At 64.7% G+C, this 15,917-nt stretch carries 18 protein-coding genes; 6 read left to right on the top strand and 12 right to left on the bottom strand.

What is annotated here, in order from left to right; translation table 11 throughout:
• The first annotated feature begins 31 nt into the window (after positions 1-31).
• Together QTL98_RS11930 and QTL98_RS11925 are read left to right on the top strand one after the other, a co-directional pair.
• Positions 32-859 (top strand): DUF1295 domain-containing protein, encoded by an 828-nt coding sequence (locus QTL98_RS11930; RefSeq protein ID WP_445678701.1) that lies wholly within the window; start codon positions 32-34, stop codon positions 857-859.
• On the top strand, positions 856-1,890 hold the full coding sequence (locus QTL98_RS11925; RefSeq protein ID WP_445678700.1) for an SAM-dependent methyltransferase: 1,035 nt from the start codon (positions 856-858) through the stop codon (positions 1,888-1,890). Before QTL98_RS11930 ends, QTL98_RS11925 begins: the two co-directional genes overlap by 4 nt.
• Before the next feature lie 3 nt (positions 1,891-1,893).
• Here the strand turns inward: QTL98_RS11925 and QTL98_RS11920 are convergent, their stop codons facing one another.
• Positions 1,894-2,304, bottom strand: coding sequence for a DUF2177 family protein (locus QTL98_RS11920; protein WP_445678699.1), 411 nt, complete (start codon positions 2,302-2,304; stop codon positions 1,894-1,896).
• 254 nt (positions 2,305-2,558) lie between these two features.
• Here QTL98_RS11920 and QTL98_RS11915 point away from each other — a divergent pair, with 254 nt between their 5' ends.
• Positions 2,559-3,179 (top strand): HAD-IA family hydrolase, encoded by a 621-nt coding sequence (locus QTL98_RS11915; protein ID WP_510637569.1) that lies wholly within the window; start codon positions 2,559-2,561, stop codon positions 3,177-3,179.
• A gap of 60 nt (positions 3,180-3,239) precedes the next feature.
• Positions 3,240-3,950 (top strand): SDR family NAD(P)-dependent oxidoreductase, encoded by a 711-nt coding sequence (locus tag QTL98_RS11910; protein ID WP_445678698.1) that lies wholly within the window; start codon positions 3,240-3,242, stop codon positions 3,948-3,950.
• A gap of 23 nt (positions 3,951-3,973) precedes the next feature.
• Here QTL98_RS11910 and QTL98_RS11905 read toward each other — a convergent pair whose 3' ends face one another.
• The 7 genes from QTL98_RS11905 to QTL98_RS11875 all read right to left on the bottom strand — a co-directional run bounded on the left by QTL98_RS11905 (position 3,974) and on the right by QTL98_RS11875 (position 9,905).
• Positions 3,974-4,591 (bottom strand): helix-turn-helix domain-containing protein, encoded by a 618-nt coding sequence (locus QTL98_RS11905; protein ID WP_445682143.1) that lies wholly within the window; start codon positions 4,589-4,591, stop codon positions 3,974-3,976.
• Between the two features lie 164 nt (positions 4,592-4,755).
• Positions 4,756-4,971, bottom strand: a complete 216-nt coding sequence (locus tag QTL98_RS11900) for a hypothetical protein (RefSeq protein ID WP_445678697.1) — start codon at positions 4,969-4,971, stop codon at positions 4,756-4,758.
• Between the two features lie 126 nt (positions 4,972-5,097).
• Positions 5,098-5,445 (bottom strand): hypothetical protein, encoded by a 348-nt coding sequence (locus tag QTL98_RS11895; RefSeq protein ID WP_445678696.1) that lies wholly within the window; start codon positions 5,443-5,445, stop codon positions 5,098-5,100.
• Between the two features lie 114 nt (positions 5,446-5,559).
• Positions 5,560-6,180, bottom strand: coding sequence for a response regulator FixJ (gene fixJ, locus QTL98_RS11890; protein ID WP_445678695.1), 621 nt, complete (start codon positions 6,178-6,180; stop codon positions 5,560-5,562).
• Positions 6,177-7,733 carry a PAS domain S-box protein gene (locus QTL98_RS11885; RefSeq protein WP_445678694.1) on the bottom strand — a complete coding sequence of 519 codons (1,557 nt, stop codon included), beginning with the start codon at positions 7,731-7,733 and terminating at the stop codon, positions 6,177-6,179. Before QTL98_RS11885 ends, fixJ begins: the two co-directional genes overlap by 4 nt.
• 120 nt (positions 7,734-7,853) lie before the next feature.
• Complete coding sequence (locus QTL98_RS11880) at positions 7,854-8,237, bottom strand: DUF427 domain-containing protein (RefSeq protein ID WP_445678693.1); 384 nt, start codon at positions 8,235-8,237, stop codon at positions 7,854-7,856.
• A gap of 129 nt (positions 8,238-8,366) precedes the next feature.
• Positions 8,367-9,905, bottom strand: a complete 1,539-nt coding sequence (locus QTL98_RS11875; RefSeq protein ID WP_445678692.1) for a bifunctional aminoglycoside phosphotransferase/ATP-binding protein — start codon at positions 9,903-9,905, stop codon at positions 8,367-8,369.
• A gap of 216 nt (positions 9,906-10,121) precedes the next feature.
• Here QTL98_RS11875 and QTL98_RS11870 point away from each other — a divergent pair, with 216 nt between their 5' ends.
• Positions 10,122-11,111, top strand: a complete 990-nt coding sequence (locus tag QTL98_RS11870) for a zinc-dependent alcohol dehydrogenase family protein (RefSeq protein WP_445682142.1) — start codon at positions 10,122-10,124, stop codon at positions 11,109-11,111.
• A gap of 26 nt (positions 11,112-11,137) precedes the next feature.
• On the opposite strand, the gene QTL98_RS11865 is transcribed toward QTL98_RS11870, so the two are convergent.
• Positions 11,138-11,566 (bottom strand): DUF1810 domain-containing protein, encoded by a 429-nt coding sequence (locus tag QTL98_RS11865; RefSeq protein WP_445678691.1) that lies wholly within the window; start codon positions 11,564-11,566, stop codon positions 11,138-11,140.
• Positions 11,567-11,686: 120 nt separating this feature from the next.
• On the opposite strand from QTL98_RS11865, the gene QTL98_RS11860 reads away from it, so the two are divergent.
• The gene (locus QTL98_RS11860; protein ID WP_445678690.1) at positions 11,687-12,130 is read left to right on the top strand and encodes a YiiD C-terminal domain-containing protein; all 444 of its coding nucleotides are present in this window, start codon (positions 11,687-11,689) and stop codon (positions 12,128-12,130) included.
• A 22-nt stretch (positions 12,131-12,152) separates the two neighbouring features.
• Here QTL98_RS11860 and QTL98_RS11855 read toward each other — a convergent pair whose 3' ends face one another.
• From QTL98_RS11855 to QTL98_RS11845, 3 genes are all read right to left on the bottom strand, one after another.
• Positions 12,153-12,428 (bottom strand): hypothetical protein, encoded by a 276-nt coding sequence (locus tag QTL98_RS11855; RefSeq protein WP_445678689.1) that lies wholly within the window; start codon positions 12,426-12,428, stop codon positions 12,153-12,155.
• Between the two features lie 69 nt (positions 12,429-12,497).
• A complete protein-coding gene (locus QTL98_RS11850) occupies positions 12,498-13,391 on the bottom strand; it encodes a transglutaminase family protein (protein ID WP_445678688.1) in 894 nt (297 codons plus the stop codon).
• Entirely contained in the window at positions 13,388-15,799 is a 2,412-nt protein-coding gene (locus tag QTL98_RS11845) for a Tex family protein (RefSeq protein ID WP_445678687.1), read from the bottom strand. The genes QTL98_RS11850 and QTL98_RS11845 overlap by 4 nt, the downstream gene beginning before the upstream one ends.
• Between the last annotated feature and the right edge of the window lie 118 nt (positions 15,800-15,917).

The raw sequence follows: 15,917 nt of genomic DNA, 5'->3' as shown, positions 1-15,917 counted from the left end.
GCGGCAGTGCACCCCTTCCAGGAGAGCAGGGATGAACGTTCTCTATCTGGCCGCGGGATTGCTGATCGGGGCCTGCCTTGCCATGGCAGCGGCCTGGGGAGTGAGCGAGCGAACCGGCAGGTCCGGCTGGGCCGATACGGTCTGGAGTTTTGCCGTCGGCGGGCTGGGGGTGATGGCGGCGCTGGCGCCGGTATCGGGCAGGGAAGTCTCCGAGCGGCAGCTGCTGGTTGCCTGTCTTGCGGCCGCATGGTCGTTGCGGCTGGGCCTGCACATTGCCCGCCGTACCGCAGCAGGCCCCGAGGATGCGCGGTATGCCTGGTTGCGCGGGCAGTGGGGGGCACGCGCCCCGTCGCGGCTCTTCTGGTTCCTGCAAGTGCAGGCCGTCGCCGCTTTTCTGCTCGCCGGCTGTATGGGCCTTGCCGCCCACCGGCCGGGACCCATCGGTGCCGGTGACGTTCTGGGCATCGCCCTGCTGGTGTTGGCCGTTGCCGGCGCGGGGCGTGCCGATGACCAGCTCCGGCGCTTCAAGGCCGATCCCGCCAATGCGGGGCGGATTTGCGACAGCGGCCTCTGGGCATTCTCGCGCCACCCCAATTATTTTTTCGAGTGGCTCGGCTGGTGGGGCTATGCCGCCATCGCGATCGATCCGACCGGCGGCTATTTCGCCGGATGGCTGGCATTGGCCGGTCCGGCCTTCATGTACTGGCTACTGGTCCATGTCTCCGGCATTCCGCCGCTAGAAGCCCATCTGCACCGTTCGCGTGGGGCGGCGTTCGCGGCCTATCGCGATAGCGTAAGCGCCTTCTGGCCCTGGCCAAGGCGCCCGTTTGGAAATGGCGACGGGGAGGGGGCGGCATGAGCCTTGTGGAACTGGTAACCAGCGCTGCCGAAAAGCTGCCGCTGCCCGATGCGCTGCTGCGCTTCGGCATCAGCCGGCTGGTTGGTCGCACGGCGCTGGAGCTGGAGGGGCCGGGAACCGTCGATGACGCAGCCTTCGTGCAGCAGATGGCCGGGTTGCCGGTTGCCGAACATGCGGACGCCGCCAATCAGCAGCATTATGAGCTGCCGCCGGAATTCTTCGCGGCCTGCCTCGGGCCACGGCGCAAATATTCCTGCTGCCTTTACCGGTCCGGCAACGAAAGCCTTGCCGAGGCAGAGGTGCTGGCGCTGGAGGAAACCGTGCGCCATGCCGGCCTTGCCGACGGGCAGCAGATACTGGAGCTTGGCTGCGGCTGGGGATCGCTGTCGCTGTTCATGGCGGAGCGCTTTGCGACGGCGCGTATCGTCGCCGTCTCCAACTCCGCTCCGCAGCGGCGCTTTATCGAGAGCGAGCGCGAGCGGCGAGGGCTCACCAACCTGCAGGTCATCACCGCCGACATGAACAGCTTCGATACCCCTGGCGGCTTTGACCGGGTGGTGTCGGTCGAAATGTTCGAGCATATGGCCAACTGGCAGGAATTGCTGGGCAGGGTGCACCGGTGGCTAAGGCCTGAGGGACGGCTTTTCCTGCATGTGTTTTCGCACCGCTCCGCACCCTATCGTTTCGATCATCGTGACCGGGCGGACTGGATCGCCCAGCATTTCTTCACCGGCGGCATCATGCCGAGCCACGGCCTCGTGCGGCAGTTCCCGGCGCTTTTTACCGTCGAGGAAGAGTGGCGCTGGAGCGGCCATCACTATGCGCTGACGGCGCAGCACTGGCTGGAGCGCTTCGATGCCCGCCGGGAGGAGATCGACCGCATTCTCAAGGATGTCTATGGCCCTGATGCCGCGCTCTGGCGCCGGCGCTGGCGGCTGTTCTTCCTGGCAACAGCCGGCCTTTTTGGCAACGAGGGCGGCGCCCCCTGGGGCATCAGCCATTACCGGCTGAAACCCTCCGCCGGAGCCTGAGGGTCAGGGCAGCAAACGCAGCAGGAGCCGGGTCAGCAGGAAACCCGCAGTTGCGGCAACGCCGGTCAGCACCGTGCCCCAGGCGAGATCCGCAAGGGTGATGGCAAGCGGCCAGCTGCGCAGCGTGGCCTGGTTCGTCAGGTCGTAGGTGGCATAGGCGACAAAACCGAGCACGGCCCCATTGAGCAGGGCATTTTGCCAGCGATTTTCCGCCAGTGCCGGCAGCACGGCGAAAAACACCATGCCGCCTACATAGACGGCATAAAACACGAGCGCCGGAACCGGCCGGAAGCCCGCCATCAGCAGGTCCCCCAGCAGGGGGCGATAGAGCATCCGGCTCATCACCGTCAGCCACACGCTGTCGATGGCCAGGAACACGAGGCCGGTGGCAAACCAGGCGATGAGGGGGGCCATTCTTGTCTCCGGTCGGTTCAGTCTTTCGGCGCAGCTTTCGCTCAAGATACGTGGCGGGCCGCACGGCAGATCACCGGCACGCGGCTGCCGGGCTGAACGGAATTTTCCCTGAGCGAGGGCATGGCCGGGGCGCCTTCCGGGCGCTATAGATCGATCAAGGTCCAGCCCCGGTGCGGGGCTGGCAGCCAGGATGAGCAACCCCCGTGACCGATCTGCTGTTTGATGGACGTTCCTTCCGTGCCTTCCTGTTCGATATGGACGGCACTCTTCTCAGTTCCATTGCCTCGGCCGAGCGGGTCTGGACGCGGTGGGCAGCCCAATATGGCGTCGAGGCTTCACGCTTTCTGCCCACCATGCATGGTGTCCGGGCGATAGACACCATCGCGGGCCTTGCCATTCCGGGCGTCGATCCGGTGGTCGAGGCCGAAAAGCTGACCCTGATGGAAATGGAAGATCTCGGCGGCATCGAGCCGATCGGCGGCGTCGAGGCGTTTCTGGCCGCGCTGCCGGCGCACCGCTGGGCCATCGTGACTTCCGCACCGCGTGCGCTGGCACTGCGCCGGCTGGGTGCCATCGGCCTCGTACCGCCCGCAGTGCTGGTGGCGGCCGAGGATGTCAGTGCCGGCAAGCCCCATCCCGATCCCTATCTGCTGGCGGCGAGCCGCCTCGGGGTGAAGCCTGAAGACTGTCTGGTTTTCGAGGATGCGGAGGCCGGCATCCGGTCCGGGGAAGCAGCGGGTGCCGGCGTGCTGGTTATTACCGCGACCCACCAGCATGTGCTCAAGACCCCCAACCCCGCCGTGCCGGACTATCACGCCGTGGCGCTCAGACCGGCGGCAGGGGACAGTTTTTATCTCGGACGTCAGCCGGGGTAGCAGGCCGGCGGGGACACCTGATCCGTTTTCAGCATCTCGGTGGCGCAAGGGGGAAGGCAGATGGCGGGCCGTTCTGCAGATATCGTGCTGATAACCGGCGCTGCCGGAAATCTCGGCGCTGCAGTTGCCGCCGAGCTTGCAAGCCAGGGTTTTCGCCTGGCCCTTGCCGAACGCACCCCGAAAAAGCTTGAGGCGCTGGTGGCTTCACTGCCCGACCGGACCGAGTGCCTGAAGCTGCCCGGCCTCGATCTGGGTGACTTGGCCGTCTGCCGGCAAGCGGTCGAGGCGGTACGGTCGCATTTCGGCGGGCTTGGCGGGCTCGTCAATACCGTGGGCGGCTTCGATATGGCGGCGGTGGGTGAGGAGGGGCTCGACCAGTGGGACCGCCTGCTGGGCCTTAATGCCCGCACCACCTATACGATCAGCGCGGCAGTCCTGCCGGTGATGCAGCAGGCGGGTTATGGCCGCATCCTGCATGTGGCGGCGGCGCCGGGTCTCAAGGCGGGAGCAAAACAGGCGGCCTACGCCGCTTCGAAGGCAGCCGTCATTCGGTTGACGGAGGCGATGGCCGCTGAAAACCGGGCCCATGGCATCACCGCCAACTGCATTCTGCCGGGTACGCTCGATACACCGCAAAACCGGGCAGCCATGCCGGAGGCGGATCGTTCCGGCTGGCTCGCGCCGGCGTCGCTAGCGCGGCTTATGGCCTTTCTGGTGTCGCCGGGGGCGAGTGCCGTAACCGGCGCGGCTATTCCGGCGACGGGTTTTTGACGTAAGGCTGCCGCCGGTCTGGCTCAGCAGCACATGTCCTTGAGGTCCTGCGGGCACAGCAGCTCCACCTGACGCAGCCCGTTCAGCTGGATAAGACCCTGGCGCTTCAGCTCGGAGAAACTGCGCGAGACGGTTTCGATGGTGAGGCCCAGATAGTCGGCAATGTCATTGCGCGGCATCGGCATCTCGAATTCGTCATGGCCGCCCTGGCGCTCCGCAAGGTCGAGCAGGAAGGCGGCGATGCGCTCCAGTGCCGTCTGGCGGCCAAGCACCAGCAGATGTTCCTGCGCCCGCACCAGGCTGCGCAGGGTGAAGGGGAACATCAGCGTGGCAGCGTCGCTGGTGGAAGGTTTGCGCAGGCTGCGCAGCCCGGCGGAACTCACCGCCTCGGCGAAGAAGTGGTGGGTCTCGTCATTCTCGAAGCCGAAGACGTCGCCGGCAAGGTGGAAGGCTGAAATCTGCCGCCGGCCGTCGGCCAGCAGGCGGTAGACACGCACGCAGCCGAAGGCGACCTGGTAGAGCGTGTCGGCCTTTTCGCCCTGGGCATAGATTTCTTCGCCGGCCTTGTAGTTGCTGATCGGCTGGGAGAGGCCGACATCGCCGGCCACAGGAAGCACCGGCAGCCCGCGTTCCAGAACCATGGCGTTGACGATGGCCGGATGGGCGAAGGCCTGGGGGCGCTGGACAATGGCGTTCATGTCGGTGATCTCCCGCTCGATTTGACGGGGAGACCTTCGCCTTAAGTGACGGACGGCGAAATTGAGTTATGTCCGTAGTGGAATCTACTTAGTGGCTCCCGAGGGACTCAGGAGAGCGAAAAGACCTCGCCGTCAAACACCAGATCCTGCCCGGTGATGAGGGGAACGGTCAGGACAGGCGTTGTGCCGCAGATCTGCTGGCGGGGTGAACCGGCAATATAGGTGTGCTCCTTGAGCACGGCAGTCCACACCGTCGGGAAATCGGCGCCGGAGCGGCGGGCCTGGTTGCAGTCGTTGACGAGGCGGGAGACGATGTTGGTCATGAAAGTCCTGTGCGGCCGTTACACGTGCGCCTGTGGCAGCATTCGCCTTCCTGATAGCCGCTCCCTGACAGGGGCGGGTTGATATGGGTCAAGAAAAGGGAAGGTTGGCCATCCGCGCCTTCCCCTTCAGGCAGGAGCCGAGGCGGCGGTCCAGACCGCCTCGACCAGCGCCGGGCCGAGGAAGGGTTTGGTCAGGGTGACGCAGCGTGGCAGGACGGGCAGCAGGCCCGGGCGCTCGACCAGCAGGATCATCGGGCGCGGGAAGGCCGCCGCGTGGCTCCGGATTTCCTGTCCGCTGCCAATCACCTTGTCGTCGACGATTGCGCAGGCCGCATTCGCGGCGGCGGACGATCCGAAAGCTTCGGCCAGGGTCCCGTAATGGGCGACCGCAAACCCCTCTGCCTCGATCAGGAAGCTGAGCGAACGCTGAAGATCGCCTTGCGGAACGATCACGAGAACAGGGGCATAAGCCACGCGGGAAGTCTCCTCGCCCCCTGTTGTGCGCGTCGGGGGCTTGTCACAGGAGAACAGCACGGCTGCATCCGGCCGGCGTTGCGGCAGATCAAATCCCGCGCAATCGGGCGGCGCCTATTTTGCGGGAGCCTCAACGGCCATCACCATGCGCACCAGTTCCGGCAGGCTGCGGGCCTGCATCTTGGCCATGACATTGGCCCGGTGCACTTCAACCGTGCGGGGGCTGATATCGAGATTGTAGGCGATGGTCTTGTTGGGAAGGCCGGTGACGACGGCGGAAAGCACCTGACGTTCGCGGTCGCTCAGCTGGGCGATCTTGCCGAGGATCGCCGCCGTATCCTCGCCCGCGGGCGAGGCGGTTTCGATCTCTGCCGCCGCGCGCTGGATGGCGGCGATAAGCACTTCGTCGGAATAGGGTTTCTCGATGAAGTCGAGCGCGCCGGCCTTCATGGCGGCGACCGCCATGGGAACGTCGGCATGACCGGTAACGACGATGGCCGGCATCATGGCGCCGGCATCGCGCAAGGCAGAGAGGAGCTCGACGCCATTCATGTCGGGCATGCGCAGGTCGGTGACGAGCACGCCCGGCGGGATGCCGGGGGCCGCCGCCAAAAAGGCCGCGGCGCTTTCATGCATCTTTACGGCAAGGCCGGACATGGTGAGCAGGAAGGCGAGCGACTTGCGAACGGCTTCCTCGTCGTCGACGACATGGACGATGTAGTTATCCGTGCTCATTTGACTTCCGCTTTCCCGGTCCCGTCCTGTGCCGTTTCCATTCCTTCGCCTGGCGCAGCTTCCAGTGCCGGCAGGCTGAAGCGGAAAGTGGCGCCGCCATGCTCGTTGCTGATGACCGTTATCTCGCCGCCATGCGCCTCGACGATGCGCCGGCAGATGGAAAGGCCAACCCCCATACCGGTTGGTTTACTGGTAACGAAGGGCTGGAACAACCGTGCTGCAACTTCCTGCGCGATTCCGGGGCCGGTATCGGCCACCTCGACGGCAACCATGTCGGTACCGTCCTCGAAGGCACGTACCGTCAGCTCGCGTTTCGGGCTGTCGCGCATGGCTTCGATGGCATTGCGCATGAGATTGATCAGCACCTGCTGGATTTGAACCCGGTCGGCCAGTACCGGCCGGATATCGGGGGCGAAGTCAAAGAGGGAGCGCACGCCCCGTTCGCGCGAGCCGACAAGGGCAAGGGCGCCTGCCTCCTCGATCAGCCGGCAGATATCTTCCGGCACCTGTTCGGTCTCGCCGCGGGTCACGAATTCGCGCAGGTGCTGGATGATGCCGCCGGCCCTGAGGGACTGGCGGGCGGTTTCCGCCAGCGCCTCGCGCATGCGGGAGGCAAGGGCATCGTCCATGTTCTGCAACAGGCGCACGCAGCCCTGCGCGTAATTGGCAATCGCCGCCAGCGGCTGGTTGAGCTCGTGCGCCAGGGTGGAGGCCATTTCCCCCATTTCATTAAGCCGGGCGAGCCGGGCCAGCTCGTTCTGGATTTCCTGCAGCCGGGCTTCTGATTCCTGCCGTTCGGTGAGATCGCGGATAAAGCCGGTGAAGAAGGTCTGTCCGCCTGATTTCATCTCGCCGACGGCAAGTTTCATCGGGAAGGTGGAACCGTCCTTGCGCCGGCCGACCACCACGCGGTCGATGCCGATGATGCGGCGCTCACCGGTCTGGAGATATCGGCGGATATAGTCGTCATGCTCGCGGTGATAGGGCTCGGGCATCAGCACCTGCACGTTGCGGCCGATAACCTCTGCCTCGCTGTAACCGAACTGGCGCACTGCGGCGGCGTTGAAGGAGGCAATGGTGCCGTCCTGCCGGATCAGCACCGTCGCATCGAGCATGGTATCAAGCAGCGAGCGCAGATGGGCTTCACGCGCAGCCAGTGCCTCCTGGGCCTCCTCGATGGTGCGGCGCTCCCGGTGCAGCATTTCGCCCATCCAGATGATGGCAAGGGCAACGACGCAAAAGATCGTCAGCTGCAGCCATTGATCCATCGGGGTGATGTTGTTGACGCCGTTTACGGCCAGCGCCCCGCCGACCGATAGAATGCCCGCGAGCAGCCCGGGCCCTGTGCCGCCGGCAATGGCGGCCAGCAAAACTGCGGGGATAACGATGATGAAGGTCGAATTGTCGTGCAGAAAGCTGCTCAGCAGCAACCGCACGGCAAGGCAGACCGCCACGGCGGCGATGGCGAGCAGATATCCGGCAGGGCCCTCCAGGCGGGCCGAAAACAGCCGCAGGATCCGGTCTCTGGCGGCAGGGAGGGCTCTTGTCGGCATCGTCTCAAACCTGGCTGAACGCAGGCCCGGCAGCACCGGGTCTGAAATATGGCAGCGAATAATTGCGCCGGCCGCCGTCAGCGTCCAGCCCTGCGATACTGTCCTGCCAAAGAAGGGCCGTCAGCGAACCGGACGGGTGACCAGGCTGTCGACACGGTCGGTATAGAACGCAAGATAACCGGCTATGGCCTTTACCGCTGCGTGCGGAGCCTCGTAGCTCCAGACCGCGTTGTTCGCCTTTTCACCGCCGGCGGGCAGGTTGAAATAGCTGGCCTCGCCCTTGTAGGGGCAATAGCTCCGGTGAGGGCTGCTTTCCAGCAGCGCCATGTCGGCATCGTCGCGCGGGATATAATAGACGGAGGGGTAATGTGCCTCGTCCAGCACCAGCGCCCTCGCACTGTCAGCGATGATCTTGCCACCGCTGGTCACGGTAACCCGTACGCCGGCGGGTACGATGGTGATGGGATGGTCGGGGCCGGGCTCAAGGACGGGTCTTTCGATCATCACGCCTTTCCTTTTGGGGCGGAGAGGGGCTGCCGGCAAGCGCGCGGTCCGGCGGCCTTGATGTGGGAATGGAAGGACTGATCTGAAAGGGCTGGCAGGTCGGCCGGGTTCTCGTATGAGTTAACCACCCTAGCCAGACCTGCGGTGCCGGGCGGCTAGAATATCGCTGGCCAGAACCTGTGGAGGGCGTGCGGCATCGAGCTTGAGCCAGTTGCTGGCCTGGCGATCGCGGGCAAGCTGAAGCTTGAGAACATCGACCGTCGCATCCGAAGCTCCACCGCTGCGCGCCGCAACGCGTTCTTCCAGCAGGGCGGCATCCGCCTCCAGCCAGAATCCCTCAAGCCTGAGGCTTGCAGCTCCCGCCGCGGTGGCAAAGGCGGCGCGGTCCTGTTCGCGATCGAAGACGGCATTGGCGATCACCGGAGCGCCGTCCCGTGCCAGCCTTACCGACCGCTCGTAGAGTGCCTCATAGACCCTGGCCGAGACCTCTGGCCGGTAGGCATCCGGCGGCAGCCTCGTATCGGGTACAACGCCATAAAGCGCCTTGCGTAGCCGGTCGCTTTCCAGCAGCCGGGCGCCCGGTGGTGGCGCCAACCGGGGAGCCAGTGCCGCGGCGACGGTGCTTTTGCCCGATCCGCTGAGCCCGCCCAGTACCAGGAGCCGCCCGGGCACTTCCTCAAGCAACTGCTCCGCGAGGGCGAAGTAGGCCCGCGCCTGCGATGCAAGGTCGGCGGTGTCGCCCGTCATATTCTCGATCTGTGTCGCCGTTACATGCGCGCGCACGGCGGCTCGTACCGCCATCAACAGCGGCAGCAGGACAAAACCATCCTCATCATCGCCGGTGATATCGAGATAACGGTTGGCGATAAGGTTCGCGAAACCCGGCAGACCCCGGTGCCACAAATCCATCAGCAGGAAAGCGAGGTCATAGAGTGTATCGACCTTGGCAATCTGGTCGTTGAATTCGATGCAGTCGAAAAGTGCCGGCTTGCCGTCGATCAGGCAGATGTTGCGCAGATGCAGGTCGCCATGGCAGCGCCGGACCTTGCCGCGTGCGGAGCGCAGGTCGAGCCGGGCCGCGTGTTTGTTGACGCATGAGCGAAAGCGCTGATCCAGAGCGGCGACCTTTGCCGGATCGAACAGCTGGCTGGTGGCAAAGCCGGCCCGGTTGATATCCAGCACGCCGCGCAGATTGCCGGCGCCGCTTTCCGTGATGACGGGGGCCTGCGCATGAAAACGGGCGATGGCAATCGCGGTTCTCTCCATCAGCGGAACGGTCAGCGCCCCGCGTTCCGCCATGCGATCAAAGAGGGCTGATTGATCGAAGCGCCGCATCTCGATGACGGCGTCCACCAGATCGCCCTCGCCATTCAGCTCAAGGCTGCCATCGGGCGCGCGGGTTATGCGGTGGCAACCGAGATAAAGTCCGGGTGCCGCCGGAGCGTTCAGGGCGACTTCACGTTCGCAAAAACCCAGCCGCCGCTCGGGTGTCGAGAAATCCACGTAGGGCAGCCTGACGGCTCGCTTCATCTTGAAGGCGCAGTCACCGGCCAGAACAATGAGGGAAATGTGGGTCTCGATAACTTCCACCGGAGCAGCTTCGGACGTGCGTAAGCCGGCGCGCTTTTTCACGAACTCGATGGCGGCGGACTGGTTCTCATCGGGCATGGTCTGGCCTGATCCATTGTTCGGTCTGGTGTCGGCACCTGGATTGGAACCTGGGCTCATCGCATCACCAGTGCCTTGACGAGGATCAAGGCTTAAAGCGGGCCGGTGCTTATGGTGGCATGACAGGATTGCCCGACATCTCCGTTTTCTGGAAACGGCCTGGCGCACAACGGGGTTCCTGAAGTTCGGCAGAGAGGGACCATGAAAAAGCCGATGATGCGGGCAATGTTGTTTGAAGCGCCGGGAGTGCCACTCCGGCTGGTGGAACGTCCTGTCCCCGTGCCGGGTCCGGGTGAGTTGCTGGTCCGGGTCGAGGCTTGCGCCGTCTGTCGCACCGACCTGCATGTCGTCGATGGGGATCTGACCGAACCAAAGCTGCCGCTCGTCCCCGGCCATGAGATTGTCGGCGTCGTAGAGGCGGTCGGCAGCGGGAATATCGGCGCACACCGGCAGGGGCAGCGTGTCGGCATCCCCTGGCTTGGCCATACCTGCGGACATTGCCCGTACTGCCGCAGCGGTGCCGAGAACCTTTGCGAGACACCGCATTTTACCGGCTACACCCGAGATGGCGGTTTTGCCACCCATGTGGTCGCAGATGCGGCCTACAGCTTCACGCTTGATCCCGAAGCTGACCCTGTCGGATTGGCGCCCCTGCTTTGTGCCGGGCTCATCGGATGGCGCGCTCTGCAAAAGGCTGGAGAAGAGGCGCAGCACATCGGGCTTTATGGCTTTGGCGCCGCCGCCCACATCATCTCGCAGATATGCAAATGGCAGGGGCGGGAGGTTTATGCCTTTACCCGGCCAGGCGATATTGAGGCGCAGCATTTTGCTCGTGATCTGGGTGCCCGCTGGGCCGGTGGATCGGATGAACGACCACCGCGGATGCTGGATGCGGCCATCATCTTCGCCCCGCTGGGGGCACTGGTTCCGGCAGCACTGGCCTCCCTTCGTCGGGGCGGGCGGGTGGTGTGCGGCGGCATTCACATGAGCGACATCCCGGCGATGCCCTATTCGCTGCTCTGGCAGGAGAGGGAGGTCGTGTCCGTTGCAAACCTGACCCGACATGATGCCGAGGAGTTCTTCCCCGTGGCGCGCAAGGCCGCCGTGAAAACCCACACCACGCCGTATCCGCTCGAACGCGCCAACGAAGCCCTTGCTGACCTGCGCGCCGGTCGCTTTAGCGGTGCCGCCGTATTGCTGCCCTGAACTGGGGGCGGGCGGTGTGACGAAAGTCAGCGCAGGCGGGCGAGGGTGATCGGGTCGCGTTCGCCGTGAAAATACTTTGTGAGGGCGGCGTCGAAGAGAGGTTCCTCCGGCGCCGCCAGCGCAAAAAGCGTAAGGCTGGAGCGCAGCTTGATGTCGTCGGGTGACCCGAGGATATCGTGTGCGGAAAGATGCTCCAGGCGGATCAGCGTCTCGATACACTGGCGCAGGCGCGCTCCCAGCACCGGATGATCGAGATAGGCCCGCGTCTCCTCAAGCGAGGCAAGACCGTAATGCTGGGCCATGGTGCTGCGGCCAAGACCGCAGAGCTGGGGAAAGACGAACCATATCCAGTGGCTTGTCTTGCGGCCGGCGGTGATTTCACGCAGCGCCGTCTCATACGTACCGGCCTGGGCGGCGATAAAGCGGTTCAGATCGAAAGGGTCCTGGTCCGTCATCGTTTCCTCCCGGAGAGGCGGACTGGCTTTGTCTTCCCGATGGCTGGCGACACCGGGCTTTGGCTCTTCAGCCGGGATCGGCTATTGCTGCTGCCATTCTGTCGTCCTGGAGCCCTTCTGATGCGTCCCGAGGAACTGGAAGCCTACCTGCACGAGCACATTCCATTGACCGCGGCGATGGCGATCTCGGCTGTCGCCGTCAGTGAGGGCTCCGTCTGGTTGCGGGCCCCGCTTGCCCCCAACATCAATCATCATGAAACCTTCTTCGGGGGCAGCGCATCGGCGCTTGCCATCGTCAGCGCCTGGTCACTCCTGCACGTGCGACTGCGCCTTGGCGGCCTTGCCTCGAACGTGGTGATCCGCCGTAACACCATGTCCTATCTGGCCCCGGTAACCGGAACGGCAGACGCCATCTCCTTCGTCGAGGACGAGGCGGCATGGGAACCTTTCCTCGAACAGCTCCGCCGCAAGGGGCGGGCCCGTGTCTCCATCGGGGCGGAGCTCAAGTTCGAGGATCGTGTCTGCGGCAGGCTGGAAGGCGAATTCGTCGCCCTCGGAAGCTAGCGCCTCCGCCGACCCTGCGTGCTCAGTCTATCGACCCGATCCGGGGCGGTCCGCCGGTGGCGCTGACAGAGGGGCCAAAGGCCTTGTCCAGCACCTTGCTGGAATCCTCGGCAATGTGAATGGCCTCGGTCAGGAGCGTCAGGATACGGATGTTATTATTGACGATGTGTTTGGCCTCCGGCCGGACATCATCAGTGATCTTCAAGGACCGCTTGAGCACATCGTTGCGGATGGTGGTGAGGATGTCTTCCAGCTTGAAGCCGTTCGGATTTTCCTCGGAAATCAGAAAATGGGTCATGGCGGCCCTTCAGGCTGAGGCTTGAAAAGGCAAGGATAACATAATCGGGGCTAGGATCCTGTCCGGCTTTCATACGCTGGCACGCACCTCGACGCTCACCTCCATGCCAAGGAAGTCGTTTGCCGTGCCGAACCATTTTCCGGCGAGCGGTACCGCCTGTTCCGGCGTTCGGCTGACGGCGATGCGGATAAGGTGCGGGCCCCCGACAATGCCATTGGTCGGGTCCAGCTCCACCCAGCCGGCACCGGGCAGATAGACCTGCGTCCAGGCATGGGTCGCGCCGGCCCCGGCCACGGCGGGGCTGCCTTCTTCCGCGCCGGGATCGGCCGCCGGGTCGTAGAGATAACCGCTCACGAAGCGGGCGGCGAGGCCAAGGCTGCGCGCGGCCTCCATGAGGAAAAGTGCAAAATCCCGGCACGACCCCGAGCGCAGCGACAGGGTTTTCAGCGGCGTTTGCGTGCCATGGGCATCACGCGCCTGATAGGCAAACTCCTGCTTGATGGCGGCATTCATCGCCAGCAGCACTTCAAGCGTGTCCGACGTGCCTTCCGGTTTCAGGAAACGCCGTGCCCAGGCATCGACCAGATGGTCCTCGTCGGGATAATGCCGGTCTGTGGTGCGGCCCAGATCCTGCGCTTCGTCGGCACCATAGGCAAAGGGGAGCACACGGGCAAAATCGGCAATCTGGTAATCGGGCTGCGGCAAGCCGTAATGCTCGAGCTCGATGATGCTTTCGATGCTCAGTTCGCTCGCCTCGGTATCGAAGCCGATATAGGCAACCGAGTTGCCGAACACATCATGCATCCAGCGGATCGGCGCGCCTGCCGGCGTGATGGCAAGGCGCGCATCGAGGACCCGCATGTCGTGGCTGTCACGCGGCCGGAACATGGCGCGGTGCTCGCCGATCTTGACCGGCTGGGCGTAGCGATAGGTCGTCCGGTGCGTGACAGTCAGTTTTTTCACGGTTTCTTGTCTCCAGAACGTTGCAGCGCGGCGGCGAGAGCCGCGGCCATGGCCCCCCCGCCAGCATTGCCTGCCGCCTTTCCGGCTGGCTGGCTGGCGGGCGCCTGCCGACCGCTGGATCCGGCCTGCGCTGCCGCCGGCCTGGTGCCCGGGCGGGGCGCTTCGCGGCCGGCAGGACGGGGGTCGCGGCGCGGCGGTGCCTCGGCGCTCTCCTTGCGCATGGAAAGGGCGATGCGCTTGCGCTTCACGTCCACTTCCAGCACCCGCACCGAAACAATGTCGCCGGCCTTCACCACTGAATGCACGTCGGCCACAAATCGATCCGCAAGTTGCGAAACATGCACCAGCCCGTCCTGGTGCACGCCGATATCGACGAAGGCGCCGAAGTTGGTGACGTTGGTCACCGTGCCTTCCAGCAGCATGCCGGGTTTGAGGTCGGAAATCTCCTCAACGCCTTCCTTGAAGGTGGCAGTGCGGAACTCCGGGCGCGGGTCGCGGCCGGGCTTTTCCAGTTCAGTGAGAATGTCACGTACCGTCGGCAGGCCGAAGCGCGCATCGGTGAAGTCTTCCGGCGTCAGGGAGCGCAGGCGCGTGCTGTCGCCCATCAGGCTGCGGATGTCACGACCGCAGGCTTTCACGATCTTTTCGGCCACCGGATAGGCTTCCGGATGTACGCTGGAGGCATCAAGCGGCTGGTCGCCACCGGTGATGCGCAGGAAGCCGGCGCACTGCTCGAAGGCTTTTGGGCCGAGGCGCGGCACTTCCATCAGCTGGCGCCGGTTCTTGAAGCTGCCGATGCTGTTGCGATACTCCACGACGCCGCGCGCCAGATTTTCGCTAAGGCCGGAAATGCGGGCGAGCAGGGCGGCCGAGGCAGTGTTGAGGTCAACGCCAACCGCGTTCACCGCATCCTCGACAACGGCATCAAGCGCCTTTGCCAGTTTGCCCTGATCGACATCATGCTGGTACTGGCCGACGCCGATGGATTTCGGCTCGATCTTGACGAGTTCGGCGAGCGGGTCCTGCAAACGCCGGCCGATGGAGGCGGCGCCGCGCAGGGAGACGTCCACATCCGGCATTTCAGCCGCGGCGAGGGCCGAGGCGGAATAGACCGAGGCGCCGGCCTCGCTCACCGTCACGATGGTCGGGCGGTGCTGCTGGGGGATGACGGAAAGCGCACCGGAGGCCAGCCGCTCGGTCTCCCGGCTCGCGGTGCCGTTGCCAATGGCGACGAGCTGGACCTGATGTTTGGCGGCCAGCGCGACCAGCCTTGCCGAAGCGCCGGCCATGTCATTGCGCGGCTGGAAGGGGTAGAGCGTGTCGGTTTCCAGGAGCTTGCCGGTCGCGTCGATCACCGCAACCTTCACGCCGGTGCGGATGCCGGGATCGAGCGCCAGCGTCGGGCGGGAGCCGGCGGGGGCGGCCAGCAGCAGGTCCTTGAGGTTGCGGGCAAAGACGCGGATCGCTTCTTCCTCGGCCTTTTCGCGCAGAGTGCCCATCAGGTCGAGTTCCAGATGCAGGGCAATCTTGACCCGCCAGGCCCAGCGTACCGTCTCCATCAGCCACTTGTCAGCCGGCCGGCCCTTGTCTTCCACACCGGCGGCGCGGGCGATCTGGCCCTCCGCCAGCTTGACCGGTGCGCTCTCATCTTCTTCGATAGCGAGGTTCAGCGTCAGCACGCCCTCATTGCGGCCACGCAGCAGGGCAAGGGCGCGATGGCTCGGGATGCCGGACCATTTTTCCGAATGGCTGAAATAGTCGGAGAACTTGGCGCCTTCTTCCTGCTTGCCCTCCACGACGCTGGCGCTCACCACGCCGCGCTGGGTCATGAGCTCGCGCAGGCGGCCCACCAGCGGGGCGTCCTCTGACCAGCGTTCCATCAGGATCTGGCGCGCGCCATCCAGTGCAGCCTTGGTGTCGGCAACGCCCTTTTCCGCGTCAACATAGGCGCTCGCGGCCTGCTCCGGCGTCAGCTTCGGATCGCCGAGCAGAGCATCTGCCAGTGGCTCCAGCCCGGCTTCACGGGCAATCTGGGCCTTGGTGCGGCGCTTCTGGCGATAGGGCAGGTAAAGGTCTTCCAGCGCGGCCTTGGTTTCGGCGGAATCGATGGCCGCAGCCAGCTCGTCCGTCAGCTTGCCTTGCTCCCGGATGGATCCCAGTACCGCCGCACGGCGATCATCCAGCTCGCGCAGGTAGGAGAGGCGCTCTTCCAGCGTGCGCAGCTGGGTGTCATCCAGCCCGCCGGTCACTTCCTTGCGGTAACGGGCGATGAAGGGAACGGTCGCCTTTTCGTCCAGCAACTGAACGGCGGCGCGCACCTGTTCGGGCCGGCAGCCGATCTCCCCGGCAATGCGCCGGGCGATACGGACGGCAGCAGCGGCGGAAAGATCGAAGGGAAGTTCAGACATTGGATGAGGTCCGCAAGGAAGATCGTTTAGTGCCGGTTAATGAGGCATGAAGTTGCCCCATGGCGGATGTAGCCGATAGGGCGGACAGATGATAGCTTTTTGAAGTTCATGTGATAGT

It is taken from the genome of Radicibacter daui (assembly GCA_030657355.1).
GTDB lineage: Bacteria > Pseudomonadota > Alphaproteobacteria > Radicibacterales > Radicibacteraceae > Radicibacter > Radicibacter daui.
The sequence above is the reverse complement of the archived record's forward strand: the minus strand, read 5'-3'. Positions and strand labels throughout refer to the sequence as shown.